The 18,245-nt window shown below is 62.3% G+C and carries 18 protein-coding genes; 14 read left to right on the forward strand and 4 right to left on the reverse strand.

Going from position 1 to position 18,245, the window contains the following annotated elements; translation table 11 throughout:
- The first annotated feature begins 45 nt into the window (after positions 1 to 45).
- Positions 46 to 1,359, forward strand: a complete 1,314-nt coding sequence (locus tag GIW28_RS09300) for an MFS transporter (protein WP_017136485.1) — start codon at positions 46 to 48, stop codon at positions 1,357 to 1,359.
- 110 nt (positions 1,360 to 1,469) lie between these two features.
- The gene (locus GIW28_RS09305; RefSeq protein WP_056858461.1) at positions 1,470 to 2,177 is read left to right on the forward strand and encodes a YebC/PmpR family DNA-binding transcriptional regulator; all 708 of its coding nucleotides are present in this window, start codon (positions 1,470 to 1,472) and stop codon (positions 2,175 to 2,177) included.
- A gap of 123 nt (positions 2,178 to 2,300) precedes the next feature.
- Here GIW28_RS09305 and GIW28_RS09310 read toward each other — a convergent pair whose 3' ends face one another.
- Both GIW28_RS09310 and zapE read right to left on the reverse strand, forming a co-directional pair.
- A complete protein-coding gene (locus tag GIW28_RS09310; protein WP_026013646.1) occupies positions 2,301 to 3,605 on the reverse strand; it encodes a protein kinase in 1,305 nt (434 codons plus the stop codon).
- Between the two features lie 40 nt (positions 3,606 to 3,645).
- Positions 3,646 to 4,740: a cell division protein ZapE gene (gene zapE, locus GIW28_RS09315; protein WP_138452058.1), complete on the reverse strand. Its 1,095-nt coding sequence runs from the start codon at positions 4,738 to 4,740 to the stop codon at positions 3,646 to 3,648.
- 215 nt (positions 4,741 to 4,955) lie between these two features.
- Between zapE and GIW28_RS09320 the strand changes: the two genes are divergently transcribed.
- Genes GIW28_RS09320 through GIW28_RS09350 form a run of 7 tightly spaced genes read left to right on the forward strand, consistent with a single transcriptional unit; the run spans position 4,956 to position 11,306 of the window.
- Positions 4,956 to 5,456, forward strand: coding sequence for a spore coat protein U domain-containing protein (locus tag GIW28_RS09320; RefSeq protein WP_017136489.1), 501 nt, complete (start codon positions 4,956 to 4,958; stop codon positions 5,454 to 5,456).
- Positions 5,450 to 5,992 carry a spore coat protein U domain-containing protein gene (locus tag GIW28_RS09325; RefSeq protein WP_170040858.1) on the forward strand — a complete coding sequence of 181 codons (543 nt, stop codon included), beginning with the start codon at positions 5,450 to 5,452 and terminating at the stop codon, positions 5,990 to 5,992. The genes GIW28_RS09320 and GIW28_RS09325 overlap by 7 nt, the downstream gene beginning before the upstream one ends.
- A gap of 18 nt (positions 5,993 to 6,010) precedes the next feature.
- Positions 6,011 to 6,544 carry a Csu type fimbrial protein gene (locus GIW28_RS09330; RefSeq protein WP_026013648.1) on the forward strand — a complete coding sequence of 178 codons (534 nt, stop codon included), beginning with the start codon at positions 6,011 to 6,013 and terminating at the stop codon, positions 6,542 to 6,544.
- Positions 6,545 to 6,549: 5 nt separating this feature from the next.
- On the forward strand, positions 6,550 to 7,050 hold the full coding sequence (locus tag GIW28_RS09335; RefSeq protein WP_026013649.1) for a Csu type fimbrial protein: 501 nt from the start codon (positions 6,550 to 6,552) through the stop codon (positions 7,048 to 7,050).
- Positions 7,051 to 7,076: 26 nt separating this feature from the next.
- Positions 7,077 to 7,862 carry a fimbrial biogenesis chaperone gene (locus GIW28_RS09340; RefSeq protein WP_170040859.1) on the forward strand — a complete coding sequence of 262 codons (786 nt, stop codon included), beginning with the start codon at positions 7,077 to 7,079 and terminating at the stop codon, positions 7,860 to 7,862.
- A gap of 44 nt (positions 7,863 to 7,906) precedes the next feature.
- The gene (locus GIW28_RS09345; protein WP_032865533.1) at positions 7,907 to 10,300 is read left to right on the forward strand and encodes a fimbria/pilus outer membrane usher protein; all 2,394 of its coding nucleotides are present in this window, start codon (positions 7,907 to 7,909) and stop codon (positions 10,298 to 10,300) included.
- 16 nt (positions 10,301 to 10,316) lie between these two features.
- Entirely contained in the window at positions 10,317 to 11,306 is a 990-nt protein-coding gene (locus GIW28_RS09350) for a Csu type fimbrial protein (protein ID WP_236446006.1), read from the forward strand.
- Between the two features lie 75 nt (positions 11,307 to 11,381).
- Here the strand turns inward: GIW28_RS09350 and GIW28_RS09355 are convergent, their stop codons facing one another.
- Positions 11,382 to 12,119 (reverse strand): anti-sigma factor family protein, encoded by a 738-nt coding sequence (locus GIW28_RS09355; protein ID WP_017136496.1) that lies wholly within the window; start codon positions 12,117 to 12,119, stop codon positions 11,382 to 11,384.
- Entirely contained in the window at positions 12,116 to 12,622 is a 507-nt protein-coding gene (locus tag GIW28_RS09360) for a sigma-70 family RNA polymerase sigma factor (RefSeq protein WP_017136497.1), read from the reverse strand. Before GIW28_RS09360 ends, GIW28_RS09355 begins: the two co-directional genes overlap by 4 nt.
- A 197-nt stretch (positions 12,623 to 12,819) precedes the next feature.
- Between GIW28_RS09360 and GIW28_RS09365 the strand changes: the two genes are divergently transcribed.
- From GIW28_RS09365 to GIW28_RS09385, 5 genes are all read left to right on the forward strand, one after another.
- A complete protein-coding gene (locus GIW28_RS09365) occupies positions 12,820 to 14,400 on the forward strand; it encodes an amino acid adenylation domain-containing protein (RefSeq protein WP_017136498.1) in 1,581 nt (526 codons plus the stop codon).
- A complete protein-coding gene (locus GIW28_RS09370; protein ID WP_099550039.1) occupies positions 14,393 to 15,691 on the forward strand; it encodes a hypothetical protein in 1,299 nt (432 codons plus the stop codon). The genes GIW28_RS09365 and GIW28_RS09370 overlap by 8 nt, the downstream gene beginning before the upstream one ends.
- Before the next feature lie 42 nt (positions 15,692 to 15,733).
- Complete coding sequence (locus tag GIW28_RS09375) at positions 15,734 to 16,498, forward strand: enoyl-CoA hydratase-related protein (protein ID WP_017136500.1); 765 nt, start codon at positions 15,734 to 15,736, stop codon at positions 16,496 to 16,498.
- 120 nt (positions 16,499 to 16,618) lie between these two features.
- Positions 16,619 to 17,701 carry a catalase family peroxidase gene (locus GIW28_RS09380; protein WP_138453619.1) on the forward strand — a complete coding sequence of 361 codons (1,083 nt, stop codon included), beginning with the start codon at positions 16,619 to 16,621 and terminating at the stop codon, positions 17,699 to 17,701.
- Positions 17,698 to 18,237, forward strand: coding sequence for a cytochrome b (locus GIW28_RS09385; RefSeq protein ID WP_099550040.1), 540 nt, complete (start codon positions 17,698 to 17,700; stop codon positions 18,235 to 18,237). The genes GIW28_RS09380 and GIW28_RS09385 overlap by 4 nt, the downstream gene beginning before the upstream one ends.
- Positions 18,238 to 18,245: the final 8 nt, after the last annotated feature.

Below are 18,245 nucleotides of genomic sequence, written 5' to 3' on the forward strand. Positions count from 1 at the left end.
TGCTTCTAGATCCTGCCGGCACACTCACCTGAGGTCAGAACCACAATGAATATCCAAACGGGTAGCATCAAGCGTTGGCGCGTGCAGATTTTCGCCATCACCTGGCTGGCGTACGCCGCGTTCTATTTCACTCGCAAAGCGTTTTCGGTGGCCAAGCTGGGCATCGTCGATGACCCCAGTTTCCCCCTCGACAAAATGATGATGGCCAACCTTGATGGCCTGTACCTGGCGGCCTATGCCGTGGGGCAATTCACCTGGGGCATGCTGGCGGACCGCTTCGGGCCACGGGTGGTGGTGCTGGGCGGATTGTTGATTTCTGCCGCAGCGGCGTTGGTGATGGGCACCTTTGCCACCTTGCCGATTTTTATCAGTTGCATGTTGATCCAGGGGCTGGCGCAGTCCACCGGCTGGTCGGGGCTGTGCAAAAACCTCGGCAGTTTCTTCCCGGCGCAGCAACGCGGGCGGGTGTTGGGGTTGTGGAGTTCGTGCTACGCCTTTGGTGGCCTGGTGGCATCGCCCTTTGCCGGCTGGTGGGCGTACACGCTGATCGGCACTTGGCATGCGGCGTTTATTTCCAGCGCGGCGGTGGTGGCGGTGGTGGCTGTGCTGTTCTTTATCTTCCAGCGCAATACACCGCAGGATGTCGGCTTGCCGGCTGTTGAGCCGGAGCCGGTCGTGGCGGCCGACACACAGCGAGTCAGCGTGCTGGAACCGCTGCGCGCGATCCTGCGTAACCGTACGGTGCTGGTCTTGGGCCTGGCGTACTTTCTGTTGAAACCGGCGCGTTACGCGATCCTGTTGTGGGGGCCGGTGATCGTTTACGAGCAAATGCCCTCGGTGGGCAAGGTGGGTGCGGCCATCGTGCCCACGGCGTTCGAGCTGGCCGGGTTGCTGGGGCCGATCATGATCGGGCTGGCGTCCGACAAACTCTTCGGCGCCCGGCGCATGCCGGCCTGTGTGCTCAGCCTGCTGGCGCTGACCGTGGCCCTGGCGTTGTTCATGGGCGCGCTGCACACCGGTAGCGTGATGCTGGTGATGGCCCTGCTGTTTGTGATGGGCCTGACGCTGTATGGGCCTGACTCGATGATCAGCAGCACGGCGGCCATCGACTTCGGCACCGCCAAGGCCGGCGCCACGGCCGCAGGCTTTGTGAACGGTTGCGGTTCGGTGGGGGCGATCCTTGGCGGCCTGCTGCCGGGCTACTTCGATACGGTCACGGTGTTTATCGTATTTGCCGGCGCGGCGTTGTTTTCTTCACTGGTGCTGATGCCTTACTGGAACGCCAGGCCCGCCGCGCTGGCGCAGGTTGGCGACTTTGTGCCCGACCGCAACGTCACGATCAAACCCTTGCGCACCTGAGGCACTTGGCCGGTTTTTTGGTGGATTAGAGTGTTTTTGCGCTATAAACTCTGCCCCCAAAGCGCCGGCCAGTAGACGTTTCGGCGCGATGGACGAAAAGAGAGTGAGTCATGGGCGCACAGTGGAAAGTCAAACATAAAGAAGCGGCATCCAATGCCAAGGGCAAGATCTTCGGCAAGCTGGTGAAAGAAATCACCATCGCCGCCCGCAACGGCGCCGACACCGCGACCAACGCCCACCTGCGTTTGGTGGTAGAACAGGCCAAAAAGGCCTCGATGCCCAAGGAGACCCTGGAACGCGCGATCAAGAAGGGCGCCGGTCTGCTCGGCGAAACCGTGCAGTACCACCGCGTGACCTACGAAGGTTTTGCCCCGCACCAGGTGCCGCTGATCGTTGAATGCGTGACCGACAACATCAACCGTACCGTGGCAGAAATCCGCGTGGCCTTCCGTAAGGGCCAACTGGGCGCTTCCGGTTCCGTGGCGTGGGACTTCAACCACGTCGGCCTGATCGAAGCCTCGCCGGACAGCCCGGACGCCGACCCGGAAATGGCCGCCATTGAAGCCGGCGCGCAGGACTTTGAAGACGGCGAAGAAGAAGGGAGCACCTTGTTCATCACCGAAACCACCGATCTTGATGCGGTGCAAAAAGCACTGCCAGAGCAGGGTTTCACCGTGTTGTCGGCCAAGCTGGGCTACATCTCGAAGAACCCGGTCAGCGGTTTGACCGATGAGCAGATGGCTGAAGTCGAAGCCTTCCTGGAAGGCTTGGACAACCATGATGACGTGCAGGATATGTTCGTAGGGTTGGCTGGCTGATTTATCGCTGAATAAATGCCGGCAAAAAATGTGGGCGCTGGCTTGCCTGCGATAGCGGTGGAACATTCACCTACTCAGTGACTGATCCACCGCTATCGCAGGCAAGCCAGCTCCCACATTGGTTTAGTGGTGTGGCAGAGCGTGCAGCAATGCTTCGATTTCTTCGAAGCTCGGGCGCGCCAATACATCGGGCTGGCAGCAGCTTTGTTGCAGCGCCACCAGTGCTTCATTATTGAAGCCTTCTTCTACCCGCTCCAACAACTCCCCCAGCAACACCCCGAATGCACGCACTTCAATGCGTTGCAACGCCCTGGTTTCCTGCGTGTCTGCCGTGACATGGAACGACGCCGCGCCAAAATCCCCAAGCAAACAATCACCCGCCGCATTCCACAGAATATTGTGGCCGTACAGGTCGCCATGGGTAATGCCATGTCGGTGCAGATGCGCCGCCACCGAGGCGATGCCGCGTGCCATGCGCAAAGCCACTTCGGCACTGAAGCGCGTACCCGGTGCGTAGATATCGCGGGTGCATGACGCCAGGCTCGGCAAGGCCGCGAGGTTGCGGTAACTCGGGTCGATCAGGTCCATCACCAGGGCTGCCTGGTCCTCCGGGTGGCCGACCACGCGCCCCTCCACCTTGATCAGATTCGGGTGCAGCCCGGCGGCGATGCAGGCCTGCATTTCATGCAGCGGCGAGCCGTCGCTGGTGATCGTGCCTTTGTAGAGTTTGACCGCGACCGGCAACGCTGGCGGCTTCCACAACGCCTTGCGGATGATCCCCGAAGCGCCTTCGCCCAACACCTCGCCCAGTTCCAGTTCAGCCCAAGGGATATTCGGCGTTGCATCATCGCTCGCCACTTCAACGGCGATTTCCACCGGGTTACCGGCATAGGCCAGCCAGGTCAGGCTCGGCAGCGTCAGCAGCCATGGCGGCAGTTGGGTGAAGCGGTTGGAGGCGATACGCAGCAGCTCGAGGTTTTTGCAGTTGAGCAGACTATGCGGCAGGTCCGTCAGGTGGTTGCCGGCCAGCATCAGCTTTTGCAGGAGTGGGCGCTCGCCCAGCTCGCCGGGTAACTGGCTGATGCAGTTGTCGGTGAGGATCAGCCAGCGTAACTGTGGTGGCAGCGCGGCGGCGGGTACGTGGCTGATCTGGTTGGCTTTAAAGCCGATCATGCTCAGGTTGGCGCACTGGCCCAGGCAGGCGGGCAGCTCAGTGAAGGCGTTATCCGAGCAGAACAGCACGCGCAGGTGCGCCAGCCGATACAGGTCGTCGGGCAGGCTGCTCAGGGCGTTGCCGGTGAGGTTGAGGATTTCCAGGCTGTCGGCCAGTTCGAAGATTTCCGGCGGAAATTCGGTCAGCCCGCAAGACAGGTCCAGGCGTTTGATACCGGCCAATTGGCCAGCCTTGAGTTGGGCGAGGGTATTCATGAACGGCGCGGTCACTCGGCAAGGTGGGCGTGAAAGGCGCTCATGATACCGGGTCGGGCGCGGGTTGCGGGCACACCGTTTGTAATTGGTTCAGCCGGCTGGCGGTGCGGGCGAGGTCGATGGCCTGGCCTTCCAGGGCACGCGCCAGGGGTTGCTGGCCGATCAGGGTCAGGCGTTTGTCCTGGTCGTAGAGTACGTCCACCAGGTTGATAAAACGCTGTTGCACGGCGATCGGGCAGTCAGCCAGGGAGGGCAGGCCGTCGATGACCCAGTGGTCGAAATCCTCGCACAGCAACAGGTAATCCATCACGGCGGTGAGCTGTTCACACAGGTCGTTGAAGGTGAACACGATGCTGCGCGCCTGATGGCTGCGGCAGAGCAATCGGCGGTTGCCGACCTTCAGGGTTTGCGCCGCGCCAGGTGTGGCGGGCAGCCCGAGGACTTCGCGCTGGGCGGCGCTACCGGGCCATACATACTGGCCGCCGGTGAAACGCTGTTCGGCATGGGCCTGGGGCAAGCTGCGAAAATCCTCGGGCGAGCTGACTTCCAGCACCTGCATGCGCGTGGCGATCAAGTCGATCACCGGCTTGAAGCGCTGGTGGTACAGCGGGTTGGGCAGCAGGCCGTCGGGGGCGTAGTTTGAGGTCACCAGCACCAGCACGCCACGCTGGAACAAGGCCTGGAACAGGCGGCTGATGAGCATGGCATCGCCGATATCGTGGACGTGGAATTCGTCGAAACACAGCACCCGGCAATCGGCCAGCAGCTCGTCCAACGTCACGCCCAGGGCGTCGTCCTGTTCGCGGTGCTGGAACATGCCTTGGTGCAGGCGGGTGAAAAATGCATGGAAGTGCACGCGTTGCTTTTGTGCAATCGGCAGCGCCTGGAAGAACCCATCGAGCAGCCAGCTTTTGCCACGCCCCACTGGGCCGTGCAGGTACAGGCTGCGCGTCGGCTGGCCGGCGAGCAGATGCCGGGTTTCGCGGGCGAGGGCGGTAATTGCCTGGGTTTGGCCGGCGCTGAGGGTATAGCCCTGGTCTCGGGCCTTGTTTTCAAAGAACGCCGGGATAGGCGAGGCGCCTGTCAGCGCGTTTTTTTTACCCAGCAGACGCTGAATCAGGGAAAACACAACCAATGCACGTCACTCTGTATGTCGGTGGTTGCCCACTTTAGGGCGCTCGCGTCGATTTGACCAATACAGAACGGCGCCCCCCGCTATCTCGAAAAGGCATGTAACGCCCGCCACCCGGCCCAGACTGGCAGTTTCGCCCTTTGAGGCTAACCTCTTACAGAGCAATCACCCCTGTACAAGGATTTGGGGCCGTGAAGGGACGAGGCGTTTTGGCAGTCATGGGCACGATGCTCTGCAGCACGGTTTACGCTGCGCAACTCCAGGTGGAGGTGCGCATCGACGTGCAACGGGGCTGCCAGTTGGTGGGCACCACCCGCAGTGCGGGCATCGAGCAACTTGGCGTATTGGATTTTGGCAGCGGCCCGCGTCTGGATGACCCGGCCGGGCCTCTGAGTGCGGCGCTTATCAGCCAGCGCCAACCGCGCCTGGAGTGCAACCCCGACACCCCTTACCAACTGCGCGTTGACGGCGGCCTGCATGGCGGCAGCGGCGAAGTGCGCTACCTGAGTGCTGCGACGCCCTCGAGCAAACCGATTCCCTATCGTATCTATGCCGATGCCGCGCGGCGTATCGCCTTGCCGGTCAATGAACCGCTGAGCGGGCGTGTGCCCGACTCCGGCAGTGTCGACCTGCCGCTGTATGGGCGCATTGAGCCGCTCAAGGACATCCCGGCGGTCGGTCGCTACACCGACCTGCTCAAGGTCACCGTCACATGGTAAGCCGCAGCTTGGTCCTGGCGGCCATGGGCGGCCTGTTGCTGCTGGCCGATGACGCCCAAGCGGCGGTCGCCGGGCAGATCCACGCTCGGCTGGTCATCACCGCCAGTTGCCAGGTGAGCAAAGACATCGAGAGCGCGCCGGTGAGCCCCGCCGGCGGTAGTGCGCTACTGGATTTCGGCACCCAGGGGCCTACATGGAGCCACCCGTTGGGTGCGGGTGTTACCGATGGCAGCAAGGCGCCGCTGTCGGTGTCCTGCAACCCCTCGGTGGTCAGCAGCTTCACCGTGACCATCGACGGCGGCGCTCATGGTGATGGCACCACAAGGCGCCTGAGTAACGGGCGCCAGACCATTCCCTATCAACTGTCGGCTGACTCGCTCGGCCGGCGCAGCTACAGCATTGGCGAGCAACGCAATTTCGTCGTGACCAAGGGCACACAAGTACCGATCCCGGTATTCGGCTCGGTGGTGGCGAATACCAGGGCCTTACCGGCCGGCATCTACACAGACACCCTGACGGTGACTCTGGATTGGTAAACGATGAGGATGGACATCATGCATGCACTTATAGCAAAGGCGGTTTTTCCATTGATGGCGTTGGCGTGGGTGTCGGGCGCACAGGCGGCGACGGTGGCCGGTACGGTCAGCGCCACCCTGGTGCTCACCAGCAGCTGCCAGGTCAACGGCGCCGCAGCCACCGGCGGGATGAGCTTCGGTAACTTGAACTTCGGTACCGCCAACAGCCTGTTCACCGAAGCCGACGGCCAGGTGCTGGGCGGCGGTGGCGGGGCGTTGTCGATCCTGTGTTCGGCGGGTACTTCACCGACGTTGACGGTGTCTGCCGGTGCCCACGACGGCCAGTCCGTGGGCGGTGGTCGCGCGCTGTATGACGGGGTGGCCAATTACGTGCCGTATGACCTCTACACCGACAGCGGCCACTCGACGCTGCTGGCCATCGGAGGGGTGATCAACCTGGCGCCGAGCACTGGCGTGGCCCAGGCCGTGAATATCTACGGCAAGGCCAATGGCAAGGCGGGCTTACCGGCCGGTACTTACACCGACACGGTTAACGTGACCCTGACGTTCTAAGTGCCATGGGCCGGGCAGGGTGTGCGGCGTTGGCGGTGTGCATCGGCTGGGGAATGCCGCTGTCGCTGTTGGCGGTGACCAGCCAGTCGTTCCAGGTCAGCGCGACGATCACGCCAGGTTGCCTGGTGGTCGGCGGCGGTACCAATTACGGCAGCCTGGCGTTCGGCACCTATTCGGCGTTGGCCACCAGCACGGCGTCTGTCGCGCTGACGGGCGGCGTGACCCTGCAATGCACGCCGGGGGTGGCGCTGAGCATGAGTGTCGATGGCGGGTTGCATAACAACAGCGGACGGCGGATGCAGCTCAATAGCGGCACCGCCCAGGTGGTTTATCAGTTGTTTCGGGACGCGGCGTTCAGCCAGAGCCTGGGGATCAGCCAAAGCGTGAGCGTGGCCTACAGCGACGCCAACAACATCACCTTGCCGATTTATGGGCGAGTGCAATTACCGGGTAACCAGCCTGGGGGGACGTACAGCGACACGTTGCAGGTGCAGCTGTCGTGGTAAGGCGATCGGTATAAGGAGTGAGATCTATGTGTGCAGCTTCCCGGCACGGGTGGGCAGCGGGTTTGAGCGGGTTGTTGATGTTGGCGGCGGGGCAGGCCCAGGCGGCCAGCTCGGTGCTGATCTGGCCGATTGACCCGGTGCTGGAAGCCGACCAACAGGCCAGCGCGCTGTGGCTGGAGAACCGCGGCACCGAGACCGCCAACCTGCAGATCCGCGTGTTTGCCTGGACCCAGAGCGGTTTTGATGAGCAATACCAGAACCAGCGCGATGTGATTGGCAGCCCGCCGGTGGCGAAAATCGAGCCTGGGCAAAAGCAATTGGTGCGCCTGACCCGAACCAAAGAAGTGCCGCCCGGCCAGGAGCTGGCCTATCGCATCATCATCGATGAGATCCCTTCGACCACACCACCGCCGGCTTCGGCGGATGGCAAGACCGCCGCTGCTATCCGCTTCCAGATGCGTTATTCGGTGCCATTGTTTGCCTACGGTCCAGGCCTGTGGAGCAAGGTCGACGGCACCCGTGACCGTGACCCGAAAACCGCCGGCAAGCCGGATTTAAGCTGGAAAAAAGTCACCGTGGGCGGGCGCAACTACGTCGAGATGCGCAACCAGGGCGCCGTGCATGCGCGCCTCACCGATGCCACCTTCAAGCAGGGCGGCCAGCCGCGGCCCTTGGTAGAGGGCTTGATGGGCTATGTGCTGCCGGGCGCGACCATGCGCTGGCCGGTGCCGGATGGTTTGCCGGCCGATCAGCCGCTGCAGGTGCGCATCAATGGGGCAACGCAAGTGGAGAATCTCGTGCCAGGACGCTAACTCAGTGTGGCAGGGCATGGAGTAGGCCCTGGTGTTAACAACGGATGGAGATGTCCATTGATGGGCACAAAGCCTTGGTGAGCCAGGATCGGGCTCGATGTCTATGGCGATCGGTGTGGGTGGTGGGCGGCTTGTCTGGCTGGGTGCTGGCGCCGCCGGGCTTCGCTGCGCCGTTGCCGCCCCCGCCCAGCAGTATGGAGGCTGTTGCCGATGCGCAGTTGTTCCTGGAACTGGTGGTCAACCAGATGGACACCGGCCGTGTGGTCGCCGTCAATCAGCGTGCCGGGCAGTTGTTTTTGCCTGCGTCGGTGTTGCAGGAAGTCGGTGTGAAGCTGCCTGGTGCCGTGCCTGGCGAAGTCGCGCTGGAAAGCTTTCCTGGCCTGCACACCGATTACGACAGCCAGGGCCAGCGCCTGGTACTGAGCGTGCCGCCGGCCTGGCTGCCGGAGCAATTTATCGGCAGCCGCAACAACTACCCACGCACCCAGGCGCTGACCAGCTTCGGCGCGTTGCTCAACTATGACGCCTACCTGAACAACACGGACGATGCGGGCACCTACCTCGGTATCTTCAACGAAGTGCGGCTATTCGATACCTGGGGCACGTTGTCCAACACCGGCCAATACCGCACCACCATTGGCCGGGAAACCGCTGGCAGCTCGCTCGACAACGGCTATCGGCGCTATGACACCACCTGGCGGTTCTCCGACGATGAGCGCCTGTTGACCTATGAAGCCGGCGATGTGATCAGCGGCGCCTTGCCCTGGAGCACCTCGGTGCGCCTGGGCGGTGTGCAGCTGTCGCGGGACTTTGGCGTGCGCCCGGACCTGGTCACCTACCCGCTGCCGCAGTTTGCCGGGGAGGCGGCGGTGCCGTCTTCGGTGGACCTGTTTATCAATGGCTATAAATCCAGCAGTGCTGATCTGCAGCCGGGGCCGTACACCCTCACCAACGTGCCGTTTATCAACGGCGCCGGCGAGGCGGTGGTGGTCACCACCGATGCGCTGGGCCGGCAGGTGTCGACCACGGTGCCGTTCTATGTCACCAGTACCTTGCTGCAAAAGGGCTTGTCGGACTTCTCGGTGGCGGCGGGTAATTTGCGCCGCGACTACACCATACGGGACTTTGGCTATGGCCCTGGCGTGGCCAGCGGCACCTTTCGCTACGGCATCTCGGATGCATTTACCCTCGAAAGCCATGCCGAAGCCTCCAGTGACCTGTCCCTGGGCGGTGTCGGCGGCAACCTGCGGGTCGGTAACTTCGGCGTGCTCAATACCGCCGTCAGTCAAAGCCAGTACGACGGCAGGACCGGCCAGCAACTGAGCCTGGGCTACCAATACAGCAACCAGCGCTACAGCCTCTCGTATCAACGGGTCGAGCGCCGTGAGCAATACGCCGACTTGAGCCTGATCGACACGCCTTACGCCAGCCTCAGCAAGCGCAGCCAGCAGGCGACCTTGAGCCTGAACCTGAACAATTTTGGCAGCCTGGGCGTCGGCTATTTCGATGTGCAGGCGGCGGATGATTCGCGCACCCGCCTGGTGAACCTGACCTGGAGCAAGCCGTTGTGGCGCAACAGCAGTTTTTACCTGTCGGCCAACCATGAAGTGGGTGATAGCAGCTGGGCGGTGCAGGCGCAGGTGGTGGTGCCGTTCGACGTCTACGGCAGCCTCAGCGTGGGCACCGAGCGCAGTAAAACCGGCGCGAGCCAGCAGCGCGTCAACTACAGCCGAGCAGTGCCGGCCGAAGGCGGCGTGGGCTTCAACCTGGGTTACGCCAGCGGTGATGGGCCGGCTTATCGCCAGGCTGACCTGACCTGGCGCCTGCAGTCGGTGCAGTTGCAGGCCGGCGTGTACGGCAGCAGCGACGCGGAAACTCGGTGGGCGGACGCCAGTGGTTCGTTGGTGTGGATGGACAATCAAATGTTTGCCGCCAACCGCGTCAACGATGCGTTTGTGGTGGTAAGCACCGATGGGGTCAGTGGTGTACCGGTGCGCTACGAGAACCAGGTGGTGGGCGAAACCGACCGCAACGGGCACTTGCTGGTGCCGTGGACCAGTGCTTACTACCGCGCCAAATATGAGATCGACCCACTGAACCTGCCATCGAACGTGCAGGTGCCCAACGTCGAGCAACGGGTGGCCGTGCGCCGTGGCAGTGGCTACTTGCTGGAATTCCCGGTGCGCCAGGTGATCGCGGCGAGCATCACCTTGGTCGACGCCCAGCACCAGGACTTGCCACTGGGCAGCCAGGTGCGACACGAGCAAAGCGGCGCGCAGGCGGTGGTGGGGTGGGACGGCCTGGTGTACCTGGAGAACCTGGCCGCCCATAACACCTTGCAGGTCACCTTGGGTGACGGCCAGACCTGCCAGGCAATGTTCGAGCTGGATACCACCCAGGCCCAGGTGCCACTGATCGGGCCACTGGTGTGCCAATGACATAAGGAGTGTGCGTGTGCGGGTCAAGGAATGGCTGTTGCGGTGCCTGTTGCTGGCAAGCCTGGGCGTGTCGGCGCAGGTGCAGGCCGTGTGCTCGGTGGTGGCCAGCGTACCGGCCAGCTTTGGCACGACGGTGAGTTCGATGACCGTGCGCACCACCTCTCAGCCCAGTTCGACCACCAATGCCGGCTTCAGCTGCACGCCGGCGCTATTGTCGGTGTTGGCCTCCAATGACCATTTTTACGCGACCGTCAGTGGTTCGCCCCAAGGTGGCCTGGTGGGGCCGACCGGTGATGTCATCAACTATACGATCTATGCCAACAACACCACGGCGTTCCCGATGACACGCGGCACCGCGTTCGATTTTGGCGGCAGTGGCGGCATTGCCGCCTCCCTTGGCCTGGTGTTCGGGCCGGGCACCAAAGTCGTGCCGCTGTACTTCGCCACCACCCTTGGCAGCAACGTGGCGTCGGGGGTGTACAGCGAAACCCTGAGTATTTTCTGGAACTGGAACTATTGCTCGGGCATTGGTATTGCTGGGGCCTGTCTGGGCCGTGAGATCAACAACGGCACCACGACCTTGAACGTCAGCATGACGGTGGTCAACGACTGCCAGATCACCACGCCGCCGATTGCGTTCGGCAGTGCGCCGGTGGTCAGCGCCTTCGCCACCGTCAACGGCCAGGCCAGTGTGGCCTGCACCAAGGGCAGTGCCTACACCGTCGGCCTCAGTGATGGGCAGAACCCGGTGAGCGTGGGGGGACGGCGGCGGATGATTTCCGGCAGTAACTTCCTGGCCTACGACATCTTCATGAGTGCCGGCACCACGCGCTGGGGCAGTGTGGGCGCAGCACGGCGGGCCAGTTCCTCGGCCGAGATCAACCCCGGCAACGGCCTGGGCACCGGCAGCCAAGTGTTCAACTACAACGCCAAGATCTACACTGACCAAGCCACGCCGCCGGGCGGCACCTACATTGATAATGTGGTGCTGGATGTGGGCTTTTAACGCCGCGTCCGTTGAAGGTCCACGCGGTCAAAATGTGGGGGCTTGCCCGCTCCCACAAAAGCCGGTCTTGATCCTCTAGAACTTGAGCAAGTGCGTAGCCGCCTGATCCACCGGGCTGACCATCGCATAGTTGTACCCTCCACCGGACCAGTAATCGGCCTGCAACCCATCTTCGCTGCGGCTGCCGCGCGGCAAAAAGCCGTTTTCCGGTCCCGGTGGGCGGATGTAAAAGCTGATGCGATGGCCTTGCTGATCCTCGTACAACACCATCGCCGCCGCACCTTGCTCAGTGGTGAGCAGGCGCCCGCTCACGGGCTTGAAACCGGCCTGGCTCAAATCGGGCAGGCGATGGGCCTGGTTGAAATAGCGATCCAGCCAGGCTTGCATAGTGCCGCCATCTTCGGTGCTGAAGTCGGCGGGCATGATGCCCTCCTGGGCAAACAGGCGAAACGCCTGCATGGCGTCGGCCATCGGCAACATCGATGGTTGGGTCGCTTCGCGCGCGTGCCAACCGCCAAGCCCGCCGAGGCAGACTGCGATCAGCAGCACGGCGGCGCTGGCCAGGTGGCGGCGCGATTGATGCCGAATGCGTTGGCGAATCAGTGCCGGGTCGAGGTCGGGGTTGGCCGGTTGCTGCAAGGTTCCGCTCAAGGCGGCGCGCAGGGCTTGTGCATCCTGTTGCCAGGCATGTACCTGGGCGGCCCTTTCAGGGTGGGCAGCCAACCAGGTTTCAAGCACACGGCGGTCGCTCTCGGGCAGTTGGTGATCGACGTAGGCATGCAAATCGTGTTCGCTGGGGGGCAGGCTGATCATTTGAGTATCCGCAGGGCAGGGCTGGTAATTTCGCCTTCGCTGAGTTGACGCAAGGCCTGGCGCGCACGGGACAGGCGCGACATCACGGTGCCTACCGGTACCGCCAGGATCTCGGCGACTTCCTTGTAACTTAACCCTTCGACCGACACCCACAGCAGCAGTGCACGTTGCTCGGTGTTGAGTTGGTCGAAGGCGTGCAGGGTCGATTGGGCCATCACTGTGCGCTCCACCGAGGGTTGTGCATCGTCACGGCCGGTGAAGAATTCGAGCATGCGTGCATAACGGCGGCTGCGCCGGTGGGCGTCGAGGAACTGGCGGTAGAGGATCGAGAACAGCCAGGCGCGCAGGTCGCCTTCCAGGCGTTTGTCGGCCCAGCTGATGAGCGCCCGCTCGAGCGTGGACTGCACCAGGTCGTCGGCGCTGCTGGCGTTACGCGTCAGGGACACGGCAAAACGTCGCAGCCTGGGGATGAGTTCACGTAACGGTTCGTCGAGTTCGTGCATGGGCGTGGGTTCTGGTCAATTGTGCAGAGGAAGACGCCGGCCGACGTAGGTTATTCCATCAATAACTATAGGAAGATTGCGCTCTTTTGTAGGGGATATCTGCAATGCACTCGGGCCTGTAATACCGCTCCCACACCTCAATCAACCCTCGTAACAACCGCGAACAATTTCTGCGGTTAATTGATGAGGGTGCAGGCATGACCATTTCTCCGACCGATAAACAGTTTTATCGCCGCCCCGCGCTGGCTCACTTACCTGCCGCGCAGCGGATCGTGTTTGAACAATGGGGGGGCGGGCCATCGGCCAAGCCGGGCCACGACCGCGTACACCAGGCCATCGAGGTGCAAGCGGCGTTGACGCCACAAGCGATTGCGGCGGTGTGGGCGGGACAGCGTATCAGTTATGAACAACTCAACCGTCAAGCCAATCGATTGGCCGTGCGCCTGATTGATCTGGGCGTGAAGCGCGGCGACACAGTGGGGCTGTTTGTCGAGCGTTCGATTCCCATGCTGGTAGGGCTTCTGGCGGTGTTGAAGGTGGGCGCTGCGTATGTGCCTCAAGACGCCAGAATCGTGCCGACGCTGCAATTGGGCATGGTGCTGGAGTCGTTGACCAGTCCGGTGATTATGACCTTGTCGAACCTGGCCGATCGCCTGCCGGCCGATGCGACGCAGCGCAGTGTATGCCTGGACACGTTCCTGGCCGAAGAGCCCTGGGTCGCCGAGGACAACACTCAGGTGTTCGCCGCTGCCGACACCGATGACCTGTGTTTCGTGCTGTTCACCTCCGGCACGACCGGGCGGCCCAACGGTGTGTGTGTCAGCCACCGCAACGTGTGCAATATCTTGCTCACGCAGCCGGGGCAGATGGGCATGGCGCCGGGTCGTAACGTGGGGCAAATCCTCAATATCGGCTTTGATATGGCCGCCTGGGAAATCCTCGGTTGCTTGGCCCATGGGGCGACCTTGCTGATTCGTGATAAAGACATTGCGCAAACCGCTGCGCAATGCCACGTGCTGATCGCCACCCCCTCGATACTGGCGAACCTTGACCCGGCGCAGTGTCCTGACCTGAAGGTGGTTGCGGTGGCAGGTGAGCCCTGTTCTCAAGCGCTGGCCGAGCGTTGGGCCGAACATTGCACGTTCTACAACGGCTGCGGGCCTACCGAAACCACCATCGTCAACACGTTGCACCGGCATGTGCCCGGCACGTTGTTGACCATCGGCAAACCGACTCCGAATAACACCGTGTATGTCCTCGACGAACACGGTCGCGCCTGTGAACTGGGTGAGATCGGTGAAATGTGGGCCGGCGGCGTCGGGGTAACGGCCGGTTACTTGAACAATACCGAGCTGACCCAGGAGCGCTATCGCCCGGACCCTTTTATGGGCGGTGACGCAATGATGTTTCGCACGCGGGACCTGGGGCGCTGGACGGCAGACGGTCAACTGGAACACTTGGGGCGCGTCGATGATCAGGTGAAGGTGCGTGGCTTTCGTGTGGAACTGGACGCTGTGTCTACGGCCCTGGAGGCGGGCGATGGCTGCATGCGGGCGGTCACTTTGAAGCTGGACAGCCGTAACCTGGTGGCTTTCGTCTCGCCCGTCAGTGCCGACGTCGAGTCGTGCCGAGCCCGCTGCCAGGAGCGCCTGGCCTACTACTGCGTGCCGACATCCATCTACGCGGTGGAGGCTTTTCCGCTGACCGCCAGGGGCAAAATCGACAAGGCCTTGTTGCTGCAACAGGCATTCGCGGCCGAGGTGGCTCGCCATGCTTGATGCACTGACCCGTGCCGTTGTGCCACCCAAACCGGCGTTGTGGCGTCGCTGGACTGCACTGCCGGTGTTTTCCTACTACAACCGCCTGGTGGCACTGGTGTTGTTGGTTAATGCCGTGTTTGTACTGTTGGCGGTCGATTTTGCTGCCATTACGGTTGAAAGGCTTTCGGACATGGTGCTGATCAACCTGTCGCTGGCCATCCTGATTCGTCAGCATTACCTGATCAATGCACTGTTCTGGCTGGCAACCCGTGTGCCAGTTACCTGGCCGTTGCGTGTGCGGCGCAGCGTGGCCAAGGTTTACCACTTCGGCGGGCTGCACAGTGGCGCGGCCCTGGCGGCGACCGCGTGGTTTATAGCGATGGTCGGCGTTCAGGTTGCACGCTATCTGCGCCAGCCCGATAGCGTGTCGTCAGCCTGGTTGTGGCTCACGGGTGTGTTGCTCGGGCTGTTGCTGTTGATGGTGAGCATGGCGCAGCCGTGGATTCGCAGCCGATTCCATAATGGCTTCGAGCGGGTCCATCGGTTTGCCGGCTGGAGCGCGCTGTTACTGTTCTGGGCGTTGACGTTACTGGCGTCCAGCGAGACTTCGACCAGCTTATTACACAGTGGATCATTCTGGATGCTGGTGCTGCTGACGCTGAGCATTGCCCTGCCATGGTTGCGTCTGCGCAAGGTCGCCGTTGAACACACACGGCCTTCCGGGCATGCGGTGATTACGCGCTTCAAGCACACCACGCCGTTCGCCGGTTCATCCACTGCGATCAGCCGCAACCCTCTGCTGGAGTGGCATTCGTTTGCCAATATTCCTGCACCAGAGGCGGCGGGGTTTCGCCTGATCATATCGCGTGCGGGCGATTGGACTGGGCGCTTCATCGAAGACCTGCCCAGCCACGTGTGGGTCAAAGGCATCACCACGGCGGGCGTGGCTAATGTGGAAACCCTGTTCAAGTCAGTGGTGTATATCGCCACCGGCAGTGGGATCGGCCCGGTCATGCCGCATTTGCTGGCCGCCCAAGTGCCGATCCAGTTGATCTGGTCTACCCGCAGCCCGCGCAAAACGTATGGCGATGAACTGGTGGACGAAATCCTGCGTGCTCAGCCCGGGGCATTGATCTGGGACACCGATGAGCGTGGTAAACCGGACTTGGTGCAATTGGCCTACGGCGCGGTGCAAACCTTCGGTGCAGAAGCGGTGATCTGTATCGCCAACCAGGCGTTGACCGAGCGCGTGGTGCATGAAATGGAAGCCCGTGGCATACCGGCTTATGGCGCGATCTGGGATTCCTGAAACGGCGGCATTGAGGCACAACATTAATCAGCAGAGGTTTTTATGAATGTATTAATAGAACGTCATGGTCGAGTGGTACTGGTCAGGCTTAATCGCCCCCAGGTCAAGAATGCGTTGAGTTCGGCGCTGATGACGGAGTTGATCAGCCGTCTGGAAGTGCTGGACCAGGACCCGCAGGTCGGCTGTTTCGTCATCACCGGCACGCCTGAATACTTCGCCGCTGGGGCCGACATTAAGGAGATGAGTACCAAGTCCTACCTGGACATGCTCGACGAGGATTACTTCGTCGGCTGGGAAGCCTTTACCCGCCGGCGCACGCCAACGATTGCCGCAGTGGCCGGCTATGCGTTCGGCGGCGGCTGTGAGCTGGCGATGATGTGCGACATGATTTTCGCCGCCGATACGGCGACCTTTGCCCAGCCGGAAATCAAACTGGGCGTTATTCCGGGCATGGGTGCGACCCAGCGCTTGACCGGGCTGGTCGGCAAGGCCAAGACCATGGACATGGTGTTGACCGGACGGCCGATGATGGCTCAAGAGGCGCTCCAGGCCGGGTTAGTGTCGCGTGTGTACCCGGCGGCAGACTTGATGGAGCAGACGCTGGCGGTGGCTGCACAGATTGCCGGGTTCTCGCGCACCGCCACGCGGGCGGCGCGGGAGGCGGTTGAGCAAGCCTTGGAACTTGGGTTGCACGATGGCGTGCGCCTGGAGCGCCGACTGTTTCATGGGCTGTTCGCGACGCCGGATCAACAGGAGGGAATGCAGGCGTTTATAAACAAGCGCCCGGCAGTCTTCAACGCGGTTTAGAAGAACGCTCGGTTTGGCAACGCATCTGCTCTGAAAAAACTACAGTGAAAAGGGAATAGACCTACGTGGGATTCGTCTCATAGTTCATTTTCCCTGTGGCCACGTGCCCTGGAGTTTTTCATGGTAGATCACTCATCGCCGCCACGTACGCCCCTCAGTACCGCCAGTTTGTTAGTCAGGTTGGCGTGTATTGGCAGTGTAGTGGCGGTTGTTGCCGGGGCATTCGCCTACGTCAACGGCACGCTTGACCCACAGCGCCTGCGTCCCAAAACCCTGGTCAATGCCCTGGAAACCAATAACGGTGTACACCCTGGGTTTCGGCGTAACCATGCCAAGGGCGTGTGTGTGGCCGGTTACTTCGAGAGCAGCCCCGAGGCGCGCGCTTACTCCAGTGCCCAGGTGTTCAGCGCGGCGAAAACCCCGGTGATCGGCCGATTCGCCTTGCCCAGCGGCAACCCCTACGCGCCGGACAGCAGTGTGCCGATCCGCAGTTTCGCGGTGCAGTTCAGCCAGGCCAACGGCCAGCAATGGCGTACGGGGATGAACAGCATGCCGGTGTTCCCGGTGGGCACGCCTGAGGCGTTTTACCAGATGCTCAAGGCCGGCGCACCCGAGCCGGCCACCGGCAAGCCGAACCCGGCCAGTATGCCGGCGTTTTTTGCCGCGCACCCCGAGACGGCGCCGTTCCTGGCGTGGGTCAAGACCGCCAAGCCCTCGGCCAGTTACGCGACCGAAACCTACAACGGCATCAATGCCTTTTACCTGGTAAACGCCGATGGCCAGCGCCAGGCGGTGCGTTGGGGCGTAGTGCCACAGAGCCAGGATGCGACGGGTGACACCGCGCCGCCTGGCGCTGACTTTCTCGAAAAGGATTTGGTGCAGCGTCTGGCTTCCGGGCCGCTGCGTTGGCAGCTGAACCTGACCCTGGCCAACCCCGGCGATCCGCTGGACGACGCCAGCAAAGCCTGGACCGGCGAGCACAAGGTGCTCAACGCCGGCACCCTGGTGCTGCAAAGCAGCCAACCGCAGGCTGACGGCGATTGCCGCGATATCAACTTTGACCCGCTGATTCTGCCCAGCGGTATCCAAGCCTCCAATGACCCGCTGCTGGCTGCACGCTCGGCGGCTTATGCCAGTTCCTACGTACGCCGCGCTGGCGAAGTCAGCCCGCTGCACAGTGCCCCTCAGGAGTCGAAACCATGAATGCCCAACCACGGTTTTTCGCGCCTCTGGCCCGCCTGCTGCATTGGCTGATGGCGTTGATGGTCATTGCCATGTTGTTTATCGGCGCGGGCATGGCGGCGTCGGTGTCGGAGCGTCACGAGTGGCTGATTCATCTGCACAAGCCACTGGGTATCGCGATTTTGGCGTTGGTGATCGTGCGGCTGGTGGTGCGCTTTTCCACCCGTCAGCCGCCGTTGCCGGCTGACCTGCCACTGTGGCAAGTGCTGGCCGCCAAAGCGTCCCATGTCGTGTTATATGCGTTGATGCTGGTGCTGCCGCTGCTGGGCTGGGCGATGATTTCGGCGGCCGGTGACCCGGTGATGCTCAGCAGTTCGGTGCAATTGCCGGCGTTGGTAGCGGCCAATGCACCGTTATTTGCGCTGCTGCGCAAGGCCCATGGCTACCTGGCCTACCTGTTGTTCCTGACAGTACTGTTACACCTGGCGGCGGCGCTGTTTCACGGGTTGATTCGTCGCGACGGTGTGCTGCAAAGCATGACCGGCACCAAAGGCTGATGCCGGGG

It is taken from the genome of Pseudomonas sp. PA-5-4B (assembly GCF_021606215.1).
Lineage (GTDB): Bacteria > Pseudomonadota > Gammaproteobacteria > Pseudomonadales > Pseudomonadaceae > Aquipseudomonas > Aquipseudomonas edaphica.

Bases quoted from the DNA above. Each gene is read 5' to 3' on its own strand.
- GIW28_RS09340 (WP_170040859.1), top strand. From the start codon at position 7,077: ATGTGTGCAGCTTCCCGGCACGGGTGGGCAGCGGGTTTGAGCGGGTTG.
- GIW28_RS09310 (WP_026013646.1), bottom strand. From the start codon at position 3,605: ATGAATACCCTCGCCCAACTCAAGGCTGGCCAATTGGCCGGTATCAAA.
- GIW28_RS09335 (WP_026013649.1), top strand. From the start codon at position 6,550: ATGGGCCGGGCAGGGTGTGCGGCGTTGGCGGTGTGCATCGGCTGGGGA.
- GIW28_RS09320 (WP_017136489.1), top strand. From the start codon at position 4,956: ATGGGCACGATGCTCTGCAGCACGGTTTACGCTGCGCAACTCCAGGTG.
- GIW28_RS09325 (WP_170040858.1), top strand. From the start codon at position 5,450: ATGGTAAGCCGCAGCTTGGTCCTGGCGGCCATGGGCGGCCTGTTGCTG.
- GIW28_RS09380 (WP_138453619.1), top strand. From the start codon at position 16,619: ATGGTAGATCACTCATCGCCGCCACGTACGCCCCTCAGTACCGCCAGT.
- GIW28_RS09360 (WP_017136497.1), bottom strand. From the start codon at position 12,622: ATGCACGAACTCGACGAACCGTTACGTGAACTCATCCCCAGGCTGCGA.
- GIW28_RS09385 (WP_099550040.1), top strand. From the start codon at position 17,698: ATGAATGCCCAACCACGGTTTTTCGCGCCTCTGGCCCGCCTGCTGCAT.
- GIW28_RS09365 (WP_017136498.1), top strand. From the start codon at position 12,820: ATGACCATTTCTCCGACCGATAAACAGTTTTATCGCCGCCCCGCGCTG.
- GIW28_RS09345 (WP_032865533.1), top strand. From the start codon at position 7,907: ATGGAGATGTCCATTGATGGGCACAAAGCCTTGGTGAGCCAGGATCGG.
- GIW28_RS09305 (WP_056858461.1), top strand. From the start codon at position 1,470: ATGGGCGCACAGTGGAAAGTCAAACATAAAGAAGCGGCATCCAATGCC.
- GIW28_RS09355 (WP_017136496.1), bottom strand. From the start codon at position 12,119: ATGATCAGCCTGCCCCCCAGCGAACACGATTTGCATGCCTACGTCGAT.
- GIW28_RS09300 (WP_017136485.1), top strand. From the start codon at position 46: ATGAATATCCAAACGGGTAGCATCAAGCGTTGGCGCGTGCAGATTTTC.
- GIW28_RS09375 (WP_017136500.1), top strand. From the start codon at position 15,734: ATGAATGTATTAATAGAACGTCATGGTCGAGTGGTACTGGTCAGGCTT.
- GIW28_RS09370 (WP_099550039.1), top strand. From the start codon at position 14,393: ATGCTTGATGCACTGACCCGTGCCGTTGTGCCACCCAAACCGGCGTTG.
- GIW28_RS09330 (WP_026013648.1), top strand. From the start codon at position 6,011: ATGCATGCACTTATAGCAAAGGCGGTTTTTCCATTGATGGCGTTGGCG.